This is a genomic window from Formivibrio sp. oc-25 (genome assembly GCF_055810895.1).
This window is the reverse complement of sequence record NZ_JBVVOL010000003.1, coordinates 120,610-139,325: the sequence shown is the minus strand read 5'-3', so window position 1 is coordinate 139,325 and position 18,716 is coordinate 120,610. Positions and strand designations below refer to the sequence as shown.

Sequence of the window (18,716 nt, the reverse complement as noted above, 5' to 3'; positions counted from 1 at the left end):
GTAAGTAGTGCGTGCTTGCGTACGACAACAGCTGGGATTCAAGGTTCTTTGGAGATAACCGGAGCACATCTCTCATGGATAACCAGGCCACAACCTATAACTACACGGTAGTGCGGCAATTTGCCGTGATGACCGTGATCTGGGGCATTGTCGGCATGCTGGTCGGCGTGATCATCGCCGCCCAGATGTATTGGCCCGAACTCAATTTCGGGCCCTACCTGCATTTCGGCCGACTGCGCCCGCTGCACACTAATGCGGTGATCTTTGCCTTTGGCGGCTGCGGCTTGTTCGCCACATCGTATTACGTGGTCCAGCGCACCTGTAACGTGCGGCTGTTCTGCGACAAGCTGGCAGCCTTCACCTTCTGGGGCTGGCAGGCAGTCATCGTGCTGGCAGCCGTTACCCTGCCGCTGGGGCTGACCACAGGCAAGGAATACGCCGAACTGGAATGGCCGATCGATCTGCTGATCACGGCAGTCTGGGTTGCTTATGCCGTGGTGTTCTTTGGCACCATCGCCAAACGCAAGATCAAGCACATCTATGTGGCCAACTGGTTCTATGGCGCATTCATTCTGGCCGTCGCCCTGCTGCATGTGGTCAACAGCATGGCCATTCCGGTCACACTGACAAAATCCTATTCGGTCTACGCCGGGGCGATTGATGCCATGGTGCAGTGGTGGTATGGCCACAATGCCGTGGGCTTTTTCCTGACCGCCGGCTTCCTCGGCATGATGTACTACTTCGTTCCCAAGCAGGCCGAGCGCCCGGTTTACTCGTATCGTTTGTCGGTGGTGCACTTCTGGGCGCTGATCTTCACTTACATGTGGGCCGGCCCGCACCATCTGCACTACACGGCGCTGCCTGACTGGACCCAGTCGCTGGGTATGGTGTTCTCGCTGATCCTGCTGGCACCCAGCTGGGGCGGCATGATCAACGGCATCATGACGCTCTCGGGTGCCTGGCACAAACTGCGTGATGATCCGATCCTGAAGTTCCTGGTGTGCGCCCTGTCGTTCTATGGCATGTCGACCTTCGAAGGCCCGATGATGTCGATCAAGACCGTGAATGCGCTCTCCCACTACACCGACTGGACCATCGGCCACGTGCACTCCGGCGCGCTGGGCTGGGTCGGCATGATCACCATTGGCTCGCTCTATTACCTGATCCCGCGTCTGTTTGGTCAGGAAAAGATGTGGAGCGTGAAACTGGTTACCGCACACTTCTGGATCGCCACCATCGGTATCGTGCTCTATATCGCCTCGATGTGGATCTCGGGCGTGATGCAGGGCCAGATGTGGCGCGCCGTGAACAATGACGGCACGCTCACCTATGCCTTCATCGACTCGATCAAGGCAACCTATCCGTACTATTTCATCCGCTTCCTCGGTGGTGTGTGCTACCTGAGCGGCATGGGCTTGATGCTGTACAACATGCTGCGTACTGCACTGGAAGGCAAGGCAGTCAACGCCCCGATTCCAGCCGTAGCTGCCCACGCCTGAGGCCCGGAGACCAAGACATGGACAAGATTCAGAAACTGATTGAAGAAAACGTCTTCTGGCTGATCGTTTTGACCCTTCTGACCGTCAGTGTGGCAATGATGGTGGAAATCCTGCCGCTGATGTTCTCCAAATCCGTCACCCAGCCGGTGGAGGGGGTCAAACCCTATAACGCCCTGCAACTGGCCGGGCGCGACATCTATGTGCGCGAAGGCTGCTACAACTGTCACTCGCAGATGATCCGTCCGTTCCGCGCCGAGACTGAGCGCTATGGCCATTATTCGGTTGCAGGTGAATCGGTCTATGACCATCCATTCCAGTGGGGTTCCAAGCGTACCGGCCCGGATCTGGCACGCGTCGGCGGCCGTTATTCGGATACCTGGCACAAGGCACATTTGATGAACCCGCGCGATGTGGTGCCGGATTCCAATATGCCGGCCTTCCCGTGGCTGGCCGCCAACAAGGTTGATGCTGCCGGTATCCCGGCCCGCATGCAGGCCTTGCGCAAGGTAGGTGTGCCATATACCGATGCCGACATCGCCGGTGCGGTAAAGGCAGCCGATGGCAAGACCGAGATGGATGCCATGATTGCCTACCTGCAGGGGCTGGGTCTGGCACTGAAAGACAAGAGGTAAGCAGCATGGACTGGCTCAATGATGCACGCGCCGTGCTCACGGTAGTGGGATTTGTCTGCTTTGTGGCTATCTGCTTCTGGGCCTGGAGCAAACCGGCACGCAGCCGCTTCGATGAAGCGGCCATGATCCCGCTGCGGGAAGATGACCGGCCCGGTACCGGCAACCAACAACACTGAATCTGGCGGAGCACAACAACATGACCGACTTCTCCAGCAATTTCTGGGGCTTTTACATTGCCATCGTCGTCATCGTCTCGATCATCGGCGTAGCCCTGCTGCTCAAGACCAACAGCGTGGTTCGCATCAAGAAAGGCGAAAAGGCCGAACTGATGGGTCACACCTGGGATGGCGACCTGGCTGAATACAACAATCCGCTACCCGGCTGGTGGGTAGCGATGTTCTACCTGACCATCGTCTTCGGCCTGGGGTATCTTTTTCTCTATCCGGGTCTGGTTGCCTTTGGTAATGCACGCGGCTGGACAGCCGTTGGCCAGCATCAGGAAGAAGTGAAGCTGGCGCAGGATCAGTATGGCCCGCTCTACGACAAATACCTGGCCATGCCTGTGGCCGATGTCGCCAAGGATCCCGCCGCCAAGGAAATGGGGCAGCGACTTTACCTCACCTACTGCATGCAATGTCACGGTGCTACTGCAGAAGGCGCCAAGGGCTTTCCGAACCTGACCGACAACGACTGGCTCTACGGTGGCAGCCCGGAAAAGATCAAGGAGACGCTCAACAAGGGCCGTCAGGGCATGATGCCGGCGTTCGGCGCTGCGTTTGGCGAAGAGAAGGTCAAGGATGTGGCCAACTATGTGTTGCAGTTGGCCGGGCGCAAGCACAACGAGCTGCGTGCGCAACGCGGTGCATCCACCTACCAGCAGGTCTGCGTGGCCTGTCACGGCGCCGAGGGCAAGGGTAACCAGGATATCGGCGCCCCCAACCTGACCGACAATGTCTGGCTATATGGCAGCGCGGAAACCACCATCATCGAGACCATCACCAATGGTCGCGACAATGTGATGCCGAACTGGCAAGCCTTCCTGGGTGACGCCAAGGTCCACCTGCTGACTTCCTACGTGTACGGTCTGTCGCAAGGTCAGGCTGCCGGGAAGTAACCGTAGTTCACTGCACGATCAACGGGCGGTCTAGCCGCCCGTTTCCTCTCTGCCCGGAGCGGCCATGATGAAAAAGTCCAAGCTGGAAGACATCCCGGTCAATACCGTCAACGATCAGGGCGAATTCGAAGAAATAAAACTCTACGCCAAACATCGCAAGGTCTACCCGCGCTGGGTAAACGGCCTGTTCAACAAGTGGCGTATCGTATTCGTGATCGCCACGCAGCTATTCTTCTACGGCATGCCGTGGCTGAACATCAATGGCCGCCAGGCTTTGCTGTTCGATCTGGCCGAGGACAAGTTCTACATTTTCTGGCTGGTGTTTTTTCCGCAGGATTTCATCTATCTCACTGCGCTGCTGCTGATCTCGGCCCTGGGGCTGTTCGTCTGGACCAGCATCGGCGGCCGGTTGTGGTGCGGCTATGCCTGCCCGCAAACCGTCTATACCGAGATATTCCTCTGGATCGAAAAATGGGTGGAGGGCGACCGCGCTGCGCGCATCAAGCTGGACAATAGCCCGCTGGACGCGCACAAGTTGCGCCTGAAAACCATCAAGCACTGCATCTGGCTGATTTTTTCGCTATGGACCGGCTTCACTTTCGTTGGCTTCTTCACGCCGATCCGCACCTTGTGGGGTGAAGTCTGGAATGCCGGTCTCGGCCCGTGGGAAACCTTCTGGATTCTGTTCTACGGTTTTGCCACTTATGGCAACGCCGGCTGGCTGCGCGAACAGGTATGCAAATACATGTGTCCGTATGCGCGCTTCCAGAGTGCAATGTTCGATGCCGATACCCTGATCATTTCTTACGACAGCGAACGCGGCGAGCCACGCGGCGCACGGCGCAAAAATCAATCGAACGACCAGCTCGGCGACTGTATCGATTGCACCATGTGCGTACAGGTTTGCCCGACCGGCATCGACATCCGCAACGGATTGCAGTACGAGTGCATCGGCTGTGCCGCCTGCATCGATGCCTGCGATGAAGTCATGGACAAGATCGGCAAGCCGCGCGGACTGGTGCGCTACACCACCGAGAGCGCGCTCAGGCATGATTATGCGGAAAGCGATTTCTGGGCGCATATCCGGCGGCCGCGCGTATTGCTCTACAGCGGCGTGCTGTTGCTGGTAACACTCGCCACCATCGTTTCGCTGGCGCTGCGCCAGCCGCTCAAACTGGATGTCAGTCGTGACCGCGGCACACTCTCGCGCGAGACCACCGAGGGCATGATCGAAAACAGTTATCGCCTGAAACTGCAAAACGCCACGGAAACCGCCCGCGAATTCACACTGCGGGCCGAAGGTCTGCCCGGCCTCAAGGTTGTTACCCGCGACGGCGAACGCATCAAAGTGGAAGCAGCCGGAATGGCCGACATCGGCGTTCGCCTGCAGACGGAACCAGACAATGCAACCTCGGGCAGCCATCCGATCAGGATCATCGCCATTGCAGTCGATGACCCGAGTACTCGAACCGAAGCCAAAACCAGTTTCTACGGACGATAGCACCATGCACCCGGTATCCCACACCCAACCCTGGTATCGCCATCCTTTCGTCTGGCTGTTGATCGCCCTGCCGGCAAGCGCAGTCATCGGCGGAATCATTACACTCTGGATCGCGCTGCGCACCGATGACGGACTGGTGACGGATGACTATTACAAGCGCGGCAATGAAATCAACCAGGATCTGCAACGTGATCAGGCGGCCGCCAGTCTCGGCCTGAAAGCACAACTCATGCTGGCACAGGATCATCGCACTCTGCGCATCCTGTTTGATCAGCCAGTGACCGATACATTGCAGATCAAGCTGATGCACCCCACCCGCGCCGGCCTGGATCAAACGGCTACGCTGCAGGCACTCGGACCACAATTGCGCACAGCCACCCTGCCCCGTGCGCTGGAGCAACCAAACTGGCTGATTGAAATAGCCGACTCTGCCGGAAAATGGCGCCTGCGCGGCGAGTGGAAATTGCAGCGCGACCAGGTGCTGACACTCACGCCAGCCTCCTGAACCCGGTACCTGATTACGCGCTGTCGCGTGAAGCCGTCAGCGGGGTAACGCGCAGCAAGAGGGTAACCGGCGCCTACACCCACTCATCAATAGCATTACCCAGATGAGATGGATTACCCTGCGACCGGGTGCGCGGCGCGGTCTTTGCCGGCAGGTTCGGCATGCCCGAACGCAACTGTCCGGTGACACTCGCTGCAGGGGCCAATGCTGCCGCCTCGCGTACCTGCAGGGATGTTGCATCATTGACCAGACGGCGAATATTGGCATCCATGGTTGCCTCCCCATCGCGCAGTCTTGGCGCCACACCTCCCGGCCACGACCTGCGCACTCTCGATACGGGAACCTCTTCTTCCAGTTTGGAAGCCCTCCCCGGCAACAGTTCCTGCAAGCCCCAGGCGAGCCGATAGACGTAACATGGCGCTGATGCCGCCTTGCCTGTGCACCGGTGGTAAAATCACGCCATGAATACTCCTGCCTTTATCCATCTGCGCCTGCATTCCGAGTTTTCCGTCACCGACGGTATCGTGCGGGTCAGCGAAAAACCCAAATACCATGACGCCGTGTGCCGAGCCAAGGAACAGAAGATGCCGGCGCTGGGCATTTCCGATCTGATGAGCCTGTTTGGCATGGTCAAGCATTACAAGGCCTGCCGTGAAGTTGGCATCAAGCCGATCATGGGCATCGATGCCTGGATCAGCAATGAAGAAGATCCGGACAAGGCCTTCCGCACCCTGCTGATTGCGCGCAACCGCGCCGGTTACGGGCGGCTGTGCGAGTTGCTCACCCGCGCTTTTCGGACCAATCAGCATCGCGGCCGTGCCGAAATCCGCAAGGAGTGGATCGCAGAAGCCAGCAATGCCGATCTGCTGTGCCTGTCTGGCGCGCATCTGGGTGAGATCGGCCTGGCCTTGCTGAACAACAACCAGCAAGCTGCGCGCGAAGCCGCGCAATGGTGGGCAACACAGTTCCCGGGCAATTTCTATCTGGAACTGCAGCGCACCGGTCAGAACGAATGCGAAACCAGCATCGCGGGTCACCTTGAGCTGGCGCAGGAATTCGACCTGCCCGTGGTTGCCACGCATCCGGTCCAGTTCATGGACCGCGATGACTTCCAGGCCCACGAAGCCAGAACCTGCATTGCGGATGGTTACGTCCTGGCCGACAAGCGCCGACCGCGCCGTTTCACCGAAGAGCAGTATTTCAAATCGGCCGATGAAATGGCCGAACTGTTCCACGATATTCCCGAGGCGCTCACCAACACGGTTGAAATTGCCAGACGCTGCAATGTCAGCATTGTTCTGGGCAAGAACTACCTGCCGCTTTTTCCAACGCCAGACGGCATGTCGCTGGATGACTTTCTGGTCTTTGAAGCCAAGCGCGGGCTGGAAGAACGCCTGAGCCACCTCTACCCCGATGAAGCCGAGCGCGAAAAACAGCGCCCGGTTTACGAGGCCCGGCTCAAATTCGAATGCGACACGATCATCAAGATGGGCTTTCCCGGCTACTTCCTGATCGTGGCGGACTTTATCAACTGGGGCAAAAACAACGGCTGCCCGGTCGGCCCTGGCCGGGGTTCCGGTGCGGGTTCGCTGGTTGCCTATTCGCTCAAGATTACCGATCTGGATCCGCTCAAATATGCTTTGCTGTTCGAGCGTTTCCTGAACCCGGAACGGGTATCCATGCCCGACTTCGACGTGGACTTCTGCCAGGAAAACCGCTGGCGCGTGATCGAATACACGCGCCAGAAATATGGCGAAGAGGCCGTCAGCCAGATCGCCACCTTCGGCACCATGTCATCCAAGGCCGTGATCCGCGACGTGGGTCGCGTGCTCGATCTGCCGTTTGGCCTGTGCGACCGATTGTCCAAGCTGATTCCTCTGGAAGCCAACAAACCGGTTTCACTGGAAAAAGCCATGGAAATGGAGCCACAGATCAAGGAATTGATCGAGGCCGAGGATGCCGGCGAACTGATCGAACTGGCAACCAAGCTGGAAGATCTGACACGCGGCATCGGCATGCACGCCGGGGGCGTCCTGATCGCACCGGGCAAGATCACCGATTTCTGCCCGGTGTACCAGGCCAGCGGTGAAGAAGCCTCGCCGGTGTCCATGCTCGACAAGGACGATGTTGAACAGGTCGGCCTGGTGAAGTTCGACTTCTTGGGCTTGCGCAACCTGACCATCATTGAGCTCTCGCAACGCTATATCAAGCAGGTCACTGGCGAGGACATCGACGTAGCCAAGCTGCCGCTCGATGATGCCCCGGCATACAAGGTGTTTGCCTCCGGCAATACCACCGCCGTATTCCAGTTTGAATCCACCGGCATGAAAAAGATGCTGGTTGAAGCCAAGCCGAAACAGTTTGAAGAAATTATCGCCTTCGTAGCGCTCTACCGCCCCGGCCCGATGGATCTGATTCCGGACTTTATCCACCGCATGCATGGCGAACGCTTCGAATACCTGCATCCGCTGCTGGAACCCGTACTGGCACCAACCTACGGCATCATGGTGTATCAGGAACAAGTGATGCAGGCCGCGCAGGTCTGCGGCGGCTACTCGCTCGGCGGCGCAGACTTGCTGCGCCGGGCCATGGGCAAGAAAAAAGTCGAGGAAATGGTCGCACAGCGCGCCATGTTCGTGAAAGGCGCGGCCGAAAAGAATATCGACGAAGCCAAGGCAAACGAAATCTTCGACTACATGGAGAAATTCGCCGGCTACGGCTTCAACAAATCGCACGCGGCTGCGTATGCCCTGGTGGCGTATCACACCGCCTGGCTGAAAGCGCATCACTGCTCCTCGTACATGGCCGCCACCATGTCGACGGAATTGAATGATACCGATCAGCTCAAGGTTTTCTACGATGACTGCATCGACAACAACGGGCTGACCATTCTGCCGCCCGATGTCAACGCCAGCTTCTATCGCTTCGTACCGGTATCCAGGAAGGAAATCCGCTACGCGCTCGGCGCCATCAAGGGCGTAGGGGAAAGCGCGGTCGAGATGATCGTGGCCCAACGGGAAAAAGATGGCCCATTCAAGGATCTGTACGATTTCTGCCGCCGCACCGACAAGAAGGAAGTCAACCGGCGCGTGATCGAAGCTCTGATTCGCGGTGGCGCCTTCGACAGCATCGACGATCATCGTGCCCGCTTGCTGGCCAACGTCGAACAAGCCATGTCGCTGGCCGAGACTGAAGCCGCCAACGCCAACCAGATTGGCCTTTTCGACATGCTGGAACCGGCGGCCGCACCGAGCGTGGAGATCATCGAGGTACCGCGCTGGGATGAACGCGTCAAGCTGGCCGAAGAGAAAACCGCCATCGGCTTTTTCCTGTCCGGCCATCCATTTGCCGCGCACGCGGATGTCATCAAGCGTTTTATCAAAACCCGTCTTGATCGGCTGGAACCCAGGCGCGAACCTCAGACCATCGCCGGCATCGTGTCGGCGCTTCGGGTCAAGAATGGCGAGCGCGGCCGCATGGCTTTCGTGCAATTGGACGATGGTAACGCCAGGCAGGAAGTCGCCGTTTACAGCGAGGTATTTGAAGCCAACCGAACCAAGCTCAAGGAAGATGAACTGCTGGTGATTGAAGGCAAGATCAGCGAGGATCGTTTTGGCGGCGGCGGAGTAAGAGTGATTGCCGACAGGATCTACAACGTCGCGGAAGCCAAGAGCCTTTATGCGCAGGCACTTCATCTGCGGATCACAACACCAATCCAGCTCGACAGGCTGCGTGAAATGCTGGCCAACTGGAATGGCGGATCCTGTGCAATTGATATTGATTATCGCAACCAGAATGCCAAATGCCTGCTGAGGCTGGGTGAGCAATGGCGCGTCACACTACATGATGATTTATTGATTTCGCTCAAAAACCAACTAGGCGACGAACATGTTGCAGTGCGGTATTGAATTGTCATTCAAAGCATAGAAGGGGGCGCCGTTGGTCGGCACCCCTTTTGCATTCATCGCAAAACATGCCAATAAAAAATGTAGTAAAATCAATGACAAATTTAGTGCAGCGCAATAAAAGACCGTGCTGCATTGCAATAAAAACTTGTGCACAACCAAATAAAAATAAAACTTTTCTTTATGCACCAAATCAAACATAACAATATTGATTTAAATCAAATTATATATTCATATGAATTACCAAAATCCGTATGAATTAATTACAAGGCATATACCCGTAGCCAGTGTTAACCTAGCAACAAATCCCAGTACGCCACTGCGGCTAAACCGCAAAAAGCAGAGAGACTGGCAAGGAATCGTCAAACAGACATTTCGCAACGAGGAGCTCCACCATGAATGCACCCGAAGTTAAAGTAGGTCTTGAAGCCTGGCGCGGTTTTGCCGGCGGCGAATGGCAAACCAAAGTCGACGTTCGCGGCTTTATCCAGAAGAACTACACCGAATACACCGGCGACGACACCTTCCTGGCCGGCCCGACCGAGCGCACTACCAAGCTGTGGGAAGAACTCTCGGTTCTGTTGAAGGAAGAACGTGCCAAGGGCGTGCTGGATGTATCCGCCGACATCGGCGCATCCATCGTGGCTCACGGCCCCGGTTACATCAACAAAGACAAAGAAGTAATCGTTGGTCTGCAAACCGACGCTCCGCTGAAGCGCGCCATCGTTCCGAACGGCGGCCTGCGCATGGTGCAAAACGGTCTGGAAGCCTACGGCTTCAAGCTGGACCCGAAGGTTGAGGAAGCCTACAACCTGTACCGCAAAGATCACAACATGGGCGTGTTCGATGCCTACAGCCCGGACATCCTGGCCTGCCGCAAGACCGGTGTGATTACCGGCCTGCCTGATGCCTACGGCCGTGGCCGTATCATCGGCGACTATCGCCGCGTTGCCCTGTACGGCGTAGATTTCCTGATCAAGGACAAGAAGCGCGAAAAGGCCGAACTCGATTACGTTGACTTCACCGAAGACGTGCTGCGCACCCGCGAAGAATTGTCCGAACAAATCAAGGCGCTGAACGAACTGAAGCAGATGGCCGCTTCCTATGGCTTTGACATCAGCCGTCCGGCCGCTAACGGCCGCGAAGCCGTGCAGTGGACCTACTTCGGCTACCTGGCTGCCGTGAAGGAACAAAACGGTGCCGCCATGTCGATTGGCCGCATCTCCACCTTCCTTGACGTGTACATCGATCGCGACCTCAAGGAAGGCGTGATTACCGAATCGCAAGCCCAGGAAATGATCGACGACCTGGTCATGAAGCTGCGGATCGTGCGCTTCCTGCGTACCCCGGAATACGACCAACTGTTCTCGGGTGATCCGACCTGGGTAACCGAATCCATCGGCGGCATGTCCGAAGATGGCCGTTCGCTCGTTACCAAGAGCAGCTTCCGTATTCTGAACACCCTGAACAACCTGGGTCCGGCACCGGAACCTAACCTGACCGTGCTGTGGTCGACCAAGCTGCCGAAGGGCTTCAAGGACTTCTGCTCCAAGGTTTCGATCGAAACCAGCGCGATTCAGTACGAATCTGACGACGTGATGCTGCCGCACTGGGGTGATGACTACGCGATCGCCTGCTGTGTTTCCGCCATGCGCGTTGGCAAGCAGATGCAATTCTTCGGCGCCCGTGCCAACCTGGCCAAGGCCATGCTGTACGCCATCAACGGCGGCGTGGACGAAAAGATGGGCCTCAAGGTTGCCGAAGGCTTCGAGCCGATTACCAGCGAATACCTGGAATACGACGAGCTGGTGGCCAAGTTCGACAAGATGATGGAATGGCTCGCTGCGACCTATATCAAGGCGTTGAACGCGATTCACTACATGCACGACAAGTACCATTACGAACGTATCGAAATGGCTCTGCATGATCGCGACATCCTGCGCACCATGGCTTGCGGTATCGCTGGTCTGTCGGTGGCTGCCGACTCGCTGTCCGCCGTGAAGTATGCCAAGGTCAAGATCATTCGTGACGAACAAGGTCTGGCCACCGACTTCGCGATCGAAGGCGAATACCCGGCCTTCGGCAACAACGATGACCGCGTTGACCAGATCGCTGTGTGGATTGTTGAAGAGTTCATGAACAAGATCCGCAAGCACAAGACCTACCGCAACAGCTTGCCGACCCAATCCGTGCTGACCATCACCTCCAACGTGGTGTACGGCAAGAAGACCGGCAATACGCCGGATGGTCGTCGCGCTGGTGAACCGTTTGCTCCGGGTGCCAACCCGATGAACGGTCGCGATAAGTCGGGCTTCGTGGCTTCGGGCGCTTCGGTTGCCAAGCTGCCGTACGACGCCGCGCTGGATGGCATCTCCTGGACCGCCACTTCCACGCCGGATGCGCTGGGCCACACCCTGACTGAACGAGTGAACAACCTGTCGAACTGTCTGGATGGCTTCTGCTCGGCACAAGGCTTCCACGTCAACGTGAACGTGCTGAACAAGGACACCTTGCTGGATGCCATGGAGCACCCGGAAAAGTATCCGCAGCTCACGATCCGCGTTTCGGGCTATGCTGTGAACTTCATCAAGTTGACCCGCGAGCAACAGCTCGACGTGATCAACCGTACGTTCCACATGCATTGCTAATCCCGGCCCCGTACGGGGTTCTGGATTGACATCAACGGGTTGCCGGCTTGGCCGACAACCCGTTTTTTATGTACGCTTGCAAGAACCTGTTCACGATCTGTAGCGAGAAGCCGTCAGCAGGGTGAAGCGCAGCGCAAAAACCGGAATGTACAGTGAGTACATGAGGACGCCCCGAAGGAAGCACCTTTTGGGTGTTTTGAGCAGCACATGAGCCCTGATCACGGCTTCGTAGCAAGATCGTGAACAAGTTCTAATGATTGTTTCTTATTCGGAATAGACCATGAGCGACACCATCCCCATCAAACCCATGGGCGAGATCGTTCCCGCCTGCGTGGACGAGAACGGCAAGCTATCCGGCTTTGTCCACTCGATCGAAACCGGCGCAGCCGTGGATGGTCCCGGCATGCGGTTTGTGCTGTTTGTATCCGGCTGCCAGTTCCGCTGCCTGTATTGCCACAATCCGGACACCTGGAAAATGCGCAATGGCAAGCTGATGTCAGTGGACGAAGTGATGAAGGAACTTGGCAAGTACGCCAACTTCCTGCGCTTTGCTGGCGGCCTGACCATTTCCGGCGGCGAACCGCTGATGCAGGCGCACTTCATCGGTGAAATCTTCTACCGTGCCAAAACAGAATTGCGGCTCCACACCGCACTGGATACGCAGGGCTTCCTTGCCTCGCACCTGGAAGACGATTGGTTCAACAACGTCGATCTCGTTCTGCTCGATATCAAGCAGATGAATCCGGAAAAGTACGAACGGCTGACCGGCAAGCCGCTGCAGCCAACGCTTGATTTTGCCGAGCGCCTGACACGCATGGGCAAGAAGATGTGGATTCGCTACGTGCTGGTGCCGGGCTATACCGATGACTTCGATGATGTGGAAAAGCTGGCCGATTACCTGACCACACTCAAAGGGATCGAACGGGTCGAAGTATTGCCTTTCCACAAGATGGGCGAACACAAGTGGCAGGAACTCGGCATGGATTATGAACTGACCGATGTCCCGCCACCCTCGCCCGATCTGGTCGAACGCGTCCGCAGCCAGATTCGCGCGCGCGGATTCTTTGTCTGCTAAACCCTACAGGCACCAGAAATGACAACGCCGTTCCTGCCCACAGGAACGGCGTTGTTGTATGCCTGACTTATATACCGCCAAGTGCCTTGAAGGCCTGTGCTGCAACAGCCAGGCGTGCGCGCCGGGTTTCGGTCAGCGATTGCTGGGCTGCATAATGTTCGCGCTGCGCATCGAGCAAATCGAGGTAACCCGTCAGGCCTGACTGGTAGCGCATATCAGCCAATTTCAGCCGCTCGGCTTGGCGCTCGGCCAGGCGCGTTTGCGCGGCCAGCTGCTCGCTCAACCACTTCTGGTCGGCCAGGATATTGGCCACATCGGCAAAGGCGCTCTGGATCGTTTTTTCATACTGTGCCACGGCGATGACCTTGCGTGCTTCGGCGACGTCCAGATTGGACTGATTGCGGCCGGCATTGAAGATCGGCAACGAAATGCTTGGCGCAAAACTCCACGCCTTGCGTGCGCCGCCAAACAGGTCATCCAGCTCATTGCTGGCCACCCCGGCATTGCCTACCAGACTCACCTTGGGGAAGAAGGCCGCCCGCGCGGCACCGATATTGGCATGCGCGGCAATCAGGTTTTGCTCGGCCTGGAGAATATCCGGCCGCGCCAGCAATACCGTCGAAGGCAAACCCTGCGGCAAGGATTCTGCAACCGGCAAGGATGCCAGGGCCGAGCTTGCCGGCAAATCAACTGGCTCACCCACCAGCAGATTCAGCGCATTGCGAGAATTTTCAGCCAGACGTGCATAGTTGGCAGCACTGGCACGTGCACTATCGAGCGCACCTTCGGCCTGCAGCTGATCCAGCCGGCTGGCCGTTCCGGCCTGAACCCGGCGAGCCACCACACGCAGGTTTTCCTCGCGCGTCGTTACCGTCTTGTTCGCATACTCGGCCTGCTCTGCAAAGGCCTGCGCGCTGTACCAGGCATTGGCCACATCAGTGATCAACGCCAGCCGCGTCGTGCGCTGCGCCTGTTCGCTGGCCAGATAGCTGGCCAGTGCGGCATCGGACAGATTCTTGACCCGCCCCCAGAAATCGAGCTCGAAACTGAGCATGCCCAGATTCACGTCATAGCGGCGCGAAATCGAATCGTTGCCGCTACTGGTCAACACCCCCGGAGTTTCCGACAGGCTGCCGGTGGCATTGGCATTTACCGATGGCAAACGATCTGCCCGCTGTACACCATATTGCGCCCGAGCCTCTTCCACCCGTGCCACGGCAACGCGCAGATCGCGATTGTTGCGCAATGCCTTGTCGATAACGGCCCGTACGCCGGCATCAGTGAAGTAGGTTTGCCAGTCAGGCAATCGGAAATCGGCACTGACAGGCACACTGGCCATGCCGATCGTGGCAGCAACCGGAGCTGCCGGATACTGCACCTGCGGTGCCAGGCTGCAGGCAGAAAGCGCGGCCAGCAAGGCTGCCGATAATAGAATTCGCTTCATGTTTTTCCCTGTTTTTGCAATGTGCGGACAAGGCAGGCCTTGTCCGCAGCATTCATGTATTAGCGATGGTCGTCAGTGAGCGAGTCTTCGCGGACAACGATTTTTTCCGGGAACAAGCGCCGGATCACCACGAAAAATACCGGCACGAAGAACACCGCCAGCACGGTTGCAGCCAGCATCCCGCCGATCACGCCGGTACCCAGCGCATGCCGGCTCGCCGCGCCTGCGCCACTGCTGATGACCAGCGGCACCACGCCGGCGATGAAGGCAATCGACGTCATCAGGATCGGGCGGAAACGCAGGCGACACGCCTCGACTGTCGCCTCGATCAGCTCCTTGCCCAAACGCTGCTGATCACGCGCGAATTCGATGATCAGAATGGCGTTTTTCGCCGAAAGACCGATGATCGCGATCAGGCCCACCTTAAAGTACACATCGTTGGGCAAGAGGCGCAGCCACATCGCAACAGTAGCCCCCAGCACACCCAGCGGCACGATCAGCAACACCGAGAACGGAATCGACCAGCTCTCGTACAGTGCCGCCAGACACAGGAACACAACCAGAATCGACAAGGCGAACAGCATCGGTGCCTGGTTGCCCGATACGCGTTCCTCGAACGAGGTTCCCGACCATTCAAAGCCGATACCCGGAGGCAACTGCGCCGCCATCTGTTCCATCGCGCTCATCGCCTCGCCGGTACTGTGGCCCGGCGCCGGGTTACCCGAGATCTTGACCGACGGGAAACCGTTGTAACGATCAAGCGCCGGCGGCCCGACGATCCAGCTGGCGGTGGCGACTTCGGACAAGGGGATCATGCGACCCGAACTGTTACGCAGCTGCAGGCGCAGGATATCCTCCGGCGTGCTGCGGCTGGCCGGTTCAGCCTGGGTCCAGACGCGCAACACGCGGCCATTGCGTACGAAGTCGTTGACGTAGGCCGAACCCAATGCCACCTGCAAGGTGCTGTTGAGATCCGCCGAACTGATGCCAAGCTGGCTGGCCTTTTCACGATCGATATCCAGGAACAGCTGTGGCCCCGGTTCCTGTCCTTCCGGCCGCACACCTGCCAGCGCCTTGTTTTGCGAGGCCATGCCCAGCAACATGTTGCGGGCCTGCGTCAGCGCATCACGGCCCATGCCGCCACGGTCCTCCAGGCGGAAGTCGAAACCGCCCATTGCACCCAGTTCCGGGATCGGTGGTACGTTGGTGGCAAAGGCAAAGGCCTCCTTCAGGCTGAACAGGAACCCCAAGGATTTGCCGACAATCGAATCTACCGGCGCATCGGGACGATCTTTCCAGTCCTTGAGCGAAACGAACATCAGCGCATTGTTCTGGCCACGGCCGAAGAAGCTGAAACCGGCAATGCTGATCACGCGGTCAACCGCCGGCTGTGCCCGGTAGAAAGCTTCCACCTGATCAAGAATCTTGACCGTGCGCTCCTGGCTGGCGCCTGCCGGCAATTGCACCACCGAAATGAAATAACCCTGGTCTTCAGAAGGCAGGAAGGAAGTCGGCAGTTTGGTAAACAGCCCCGCCGTTACTACCACCAGCCCGACAAACAGCAGCATGACCAGCGTGGTCTTGCGCAGCACGCGCGTCACCCCGTTGCCATACCGGTTGGTCGTGGCCGTGAAAAAGCGGTTGAACCAGCCAAAGAAACCCGTGCGGTGATGCAGTTCGCCTTTTTTCACCGGCTTGAGCAGGGTCGCACACAATGCAGGCGTCAGCGTCAGCGCCATCAGCGCCGAGAACACCATCGACAGGATCAGCGTCACCGAGAACTGCCGATAAATTGCTCCGACCGACCCGCTGAAAAAGGCCATGGGTACGAACACGGCGGTCAGCACCAGCGTAATCGCGATGACGGCGCCGGTGATCTGCACCATGGCTTTTTGTGTAGCCTCGCGTGGTGCCAGCCCCTCCTCGCTCATGATGCGCTCGACGTTCTCGACCACCACGATCGCATCGTCCACCAGAATACCGATCGCCAGCACCATCGCAAACAGCGTCAGCAGATTGATCGAATAGCCAAGCAGATAGAGGCCCAGCAACGAGCCGAACAGGGCAATCGGCACCACGATGGTCGGAATCAGCGTCGCACGGAAATTTTCCATGAACAGATACATCACCAGGAAAACCAGCACGATCGCTTCTGCCAGCGTCTGGAGAACCTCGGTGATCGATACCTTCACGAACTTGGACGTGTCATACGGGATTTCGTAGGTCACATCTTCCGGGAAAAACTTGGACAACTCCTCCATCTTGGCGCGCACGGCCTGTGCCGTTTGCACGGCATTGCCGGTAGGAGAGAGCTTGACCGCAATCGCCGCAGCCTGTTTGCCATTGAGCCGTGCAGTTACCAGATAGTCACTGGCACCGAGCTCGATACGCGCCACATCCATCAGGCGCACCATTGCCCCGTTCGCGCCGTTGCGCAGCACGATATTGCCAAACTCTTCCGGTGTATTCAGACGACCGCGCGACACCACGGTCGCGGCGATTTCCTGGCCTGGCTTGGCGGGCTGCTGACCCAATTCACCTGTAGAAAGCAGCACGTTCTGGGCCTGGATGGCGGCAACCGCCTCGGCCGGAGTCATGTTGTAACCCACCAGCTTTTCGGGATTCAGCCAGATGCGCATCGAATAATCCGGACCGAACACGTTGGCTTCGCCCACACCCGGCACGCGCCGAATCGCATCGATCACGCTGGCGTTGACATAGGCACCCAGATCCGTACCAGTGTAAGTCCCGTTGGGCGAAGTCAGCATGGCAAACAGCAGGTAGTTCATGCGGGTCTTCACCACCTGCACACCCTGACTGCGCACCGTATCCGGCAGGCGCGTTTCCACACGCTTGATGCGGTTCTGCGCCTCGACCGAGGCGATATCCAGATCGGTACCCGGCGTGAAGGTCAGCGTGATCGACATATTGCCGGCACTGTCGCTGCTCGAACTCATGTACTGCAGGTTTTCGATCCCGTTCATCTCCTGTTCGATCAGCTTGGTCACGCTATCCTCGACCACGCTGGCACTGGCACCGGAATACGATGCGGAAATGGTCAGCGCCGGCGGCGCGACTTCCGGATATTGCGCGACCGGCAGCTCTTTGAGGGCCAAGAGGCCAGCCAGCACGATCACAATGGCGATCACCCAGGCAAAGATCGGGCGATCAATAAAGAAACGCGGCAACATGCAATTCCCCTTAGTGAGCAGCCGAAGCGTTGACGGCAGACGCAGCAGAAGCCGCAGCGGCAGCCGGGGCCGATGCGCCAAACGGCACCGGTTTTACGACCGCGCCAGGCTTGGCCTTCTGCAGACCTTCAACAATCACCTGTTCACCGGCCTGCAGGCCGGATGCAATGATCCAGTCCTTGCCCGAGAAGCCGCCCGTGGTAACCGGACGCGCATCCACCTTGCCATCCCCGCTGACCACATACACCGATGCGCCATTGCGCGACTGCATCACGGCGCGTTGCGGTACCTTGATCGATTGCTCGATCAGGCCTTGGGCCAGACGAACCGTGCCAAACATGCCCGGCAGCAGCAACCCTTCCGGATTACGGAATTCCGCCTGCATCGTCACCGTACCGGTCGACGCATCGACCGTTTGCTCGGCAAAGTTGAGCTTGCCTTGCAGGGGGTATGCGGAACCGTCAGCCAGCATCAGCTGCACCGGCAAGCCTTGTGCCGCCTTGACCTTGCCGGCCTTCACCTGCTGCTTGAGGCGCAACAGTTCGCTTCCGGACTGGGTAAAGTTCACACGGATCGGATCGGTCTGCTCGATCGTGGCCAACAAGGTGGCGTCGCCCTTGCCCACCAGTGCCCCTTCGGTCACGTAGGCCCGACCGATACGGCCGGAAATGGGTGCGAGCACTCTGGCGTAATTGAGGTTAAGTTCGGCACGCGTCACCGCCGCCTTGTTGGCCGCCACATCGGCTTGCGCCTGCTTGAGTGTGGCCTCGGACTGATCGAGCTCCTGCTTCGATACGCCCTGCTCTGCCACCAGTTGGCGATAACGGCTCGCCGTCTGGCTGGCGATCAAGGCGGAAGCTTCCGCACGCGCCAGTGCTGCACGCGCGCTGGCCAGATCGGCTTCCAGCGTACGCGGATCGATCTGGAACAAGGACTGACCAGCCTGCACCATCCCGCCCTCGGCGAACAGGCGTTTTTCCAGAATGCCTTCCACCCGCGCCCGTACTTCGGCCGTGCGGTAAGCCACCAGTCGTGCCGGCAAATCCCGGGTGACCGCGTTTTCAGCAGCACCCACGGTCACGACGGCGACTTCGGCAGGTGGCATTTGCGGCATGCCAGCGCCAGGCTGTCCCTGCTTGCCACAGGCCATCAACACCAGGGCTGATGAAAGCACGAGGCAGAATGTACTGATTTTCGGCATG

At 58.2% G+C, this 18,716-nt stretch carries 13 protein-coding genes; 9 read left to right on the top strand and 4 right to left on the bottom strand.

Annotated features, from left to right (window positions below; all coding sequences use genetic code 11):
- The first annotated feature begins 74 nt into the window (after positions 1 to 74).
- From ccoN to AC0KVQ_RS03145, 6 genes are all read left to right on the top strand, one after another.
- A complete protein-coding gene (gene ccoN, locus AC0KVQ_RS03170) occupies positions 75 to 1,499 on the top strand; it encodes a cytochrome-c oxidase, cbb3-type subunit I (protein ID WP_473419668.1) in 1,425 nt (474 codons plus the stop codon).
- 17 nt (positions 1,500 to 1,516) lie between these two features.
- A complete protein-coding gene (ccoO, locus tag AC0KVQ_RS03165; RefSeq protein ID WP_473419667.1) occupies positions 1,517 to 2,131 on the top strand; it encodes a cytochrome-c oxidase, cbb3-type subunit II in 615 nt (204 codons plus the stop codon).
- Positions 2,132 to 2,136: 5 nt separating this feature from the next.
- The gene (locus AC0KVQ_RS03160; protein WP_473419666.1) at positions 2,137 to 2,307 is read left to right on the top strand and encodes a cbb3-type cytochrome oxidase subunit 3; all 171 of its coding nucleotides are present in this window, start codon (positions 2,137 to 2,139) and stop codon (positions 2,305 to 2,307) included.
- 20 nt (positions 2,308 to 2,327) lie between these two features.
- On the top strand, positions 2,328 to 3,245 hold the full coding sequence (gene ccoP / locus AC0KVQ_RS03155; RefSeq protein ID WP_473419665.1) for a cytochrome-c oxidase, cbb3-type subunit III: 918 nt from the start codon (positions 2,328 to 2,330) through the stop codon (positions 3,243 to 3,245).
- 67 nt (positions 3,246 to 3,312) lie between these two features.
- The gene (ccoG, locus tag AC0KVQ_RS03150) at positions 3,313 to 4,746 is read left to right on the top strand and encodes a cytochrome c oxidase accessory protein CcoG (protein ID WP_473419753.1); all 1,434 of its coding nucleotides are present in this window, start codon (positions 3,313 to 3,315) and stop codon (positions 4,744 to 4,746) included.
- Positions 4,747 to 4,750: 4 nt separating this feature from the next.
- Entirely contained in the window at positions 4,751 to 5,251 is a 501-nt protein-coding gene (locus tag AC0KVQ_RS03145; RefSeq protein WP_473419664.1) for a FixH family protein, read from the top strand.
- Between the two features lie 73 nt (positions 5,252 to 5,324).
- Here the strand turns inward: AC0KVQ_RS03145 and AC0KVQ_RS03140 are convergent, their stop codons facing one another.
- A complete protein-coding gene (locus AC0KVQ_RS03140; protein WP_473419663.1) occupies positions 5,325 to 5,522 on the bottom strand; it encodes a hypothetical protein in 198 nt (65 codons plus the stop codon).
- Positions 5,523 to 5,712: 190 nt separating this feature from the next.
- Here AC0KVQ_RS03140 and dnaE point away from each other — a divergent pair, with 190 nt between their 5' ends.
- From dnaE to pflA, 3 genes are all read left to right on the top strand, one after another.
- Positions 5,713 to 9,159 carry a DNA polymerase III subunit alpha gene (gene dnaE, locus AC0KVQ_RS03135; protein ID WP_473419662.1) on the top strand — a complete coding sequence of 1,149 codons (3,447 nt, stop codon included), beginning with the start codon at positions 5,713 to 5,715 and terminating at the stop codon, positions 9,157 to 9,159.
- Between the two features lie 392 nt (positions 9,160 to 9,551).
- On the top strand, positions 9,552 to 11,804 hold the full coding sequence (gene pflB / locus AC0KVQ_RS03130; protein ID WP_473419661.1) for a formate C-acetyltransferase: 2,253 nt from the start codon (positions 9,552 to 9,554) through the stop codon (positions 11,802 to 11,804).
- A 280-nt stretch (positions 11,805 to 12,084) separates the two neighbouring features.
- On the top strand, positions 12,085 to 12,879 hold the full coding sequence (gene pflA / locus AC0KVQ_RS03125; RefSeq protein ID WP_473419660.1) for a pyruvate formate-lyase-activating protein: 795 nt from the start codon (positions 12,085 to 12,087) through the stop codon (positions 12,877 to 12,879).
- A gap of 67 nt (positions 12,880 to 12,946) precedes the next feature.
- Here the strand turns inward: pflA and AC0KVQ_RS03120 are convergent, their stop codons facing one another.
- The 3 genes from AC0KVQ_RS03120 to AC0KVQ_RS03110 are packed head-to-tail and all read right to left on the bottom strand — an operon-like array spanning position 12,947 to position 18,715.
- Positions 12,947 to 14,323, bottom strand: a complete 1,377-nt coding sequence (locus AC0KVQ_RS03120) for an efflux transporter outer membrane subunit (protein ID WP_473419659.1) — start codon at positions 14,321 to 14,323, stop codon at positions 12,947 to 12,949.
- 59 nt (positions 14,324 to 14,382) lie between these two features.
- On the bottom strand, positions 14,383 to 17,514 hold the full coding sequence (locus AC0KVQ_RS03115) for an efflux RND transporter permease subunit (RefSeq protein WP_473419658.1): 3,132 nt from the start codon (positions 17,512 to 17,514) through the stop codon (positions 14,383 to 14,385).
- A gap of 10 nt (positions 17,515 to 17,524) precedes the next feature.
- Positions 17,525 to 18,715 carry an efflux RND transporter periplasmic adaptor subunit gene (locus tag AC0KVQ_RS03110; RefSeq protein ID WP_473419657.1) on the bottom strand — a complete coding sequence of 397 codons (1,191 nt, stop codon included), beginning with the start codon at positions 18,713 to 18,715 and terminating at the stop codon, positions 17,525 to 17,527.
- Between the last annotated feature and the right edge of the window lies 1 nt (position 18,716).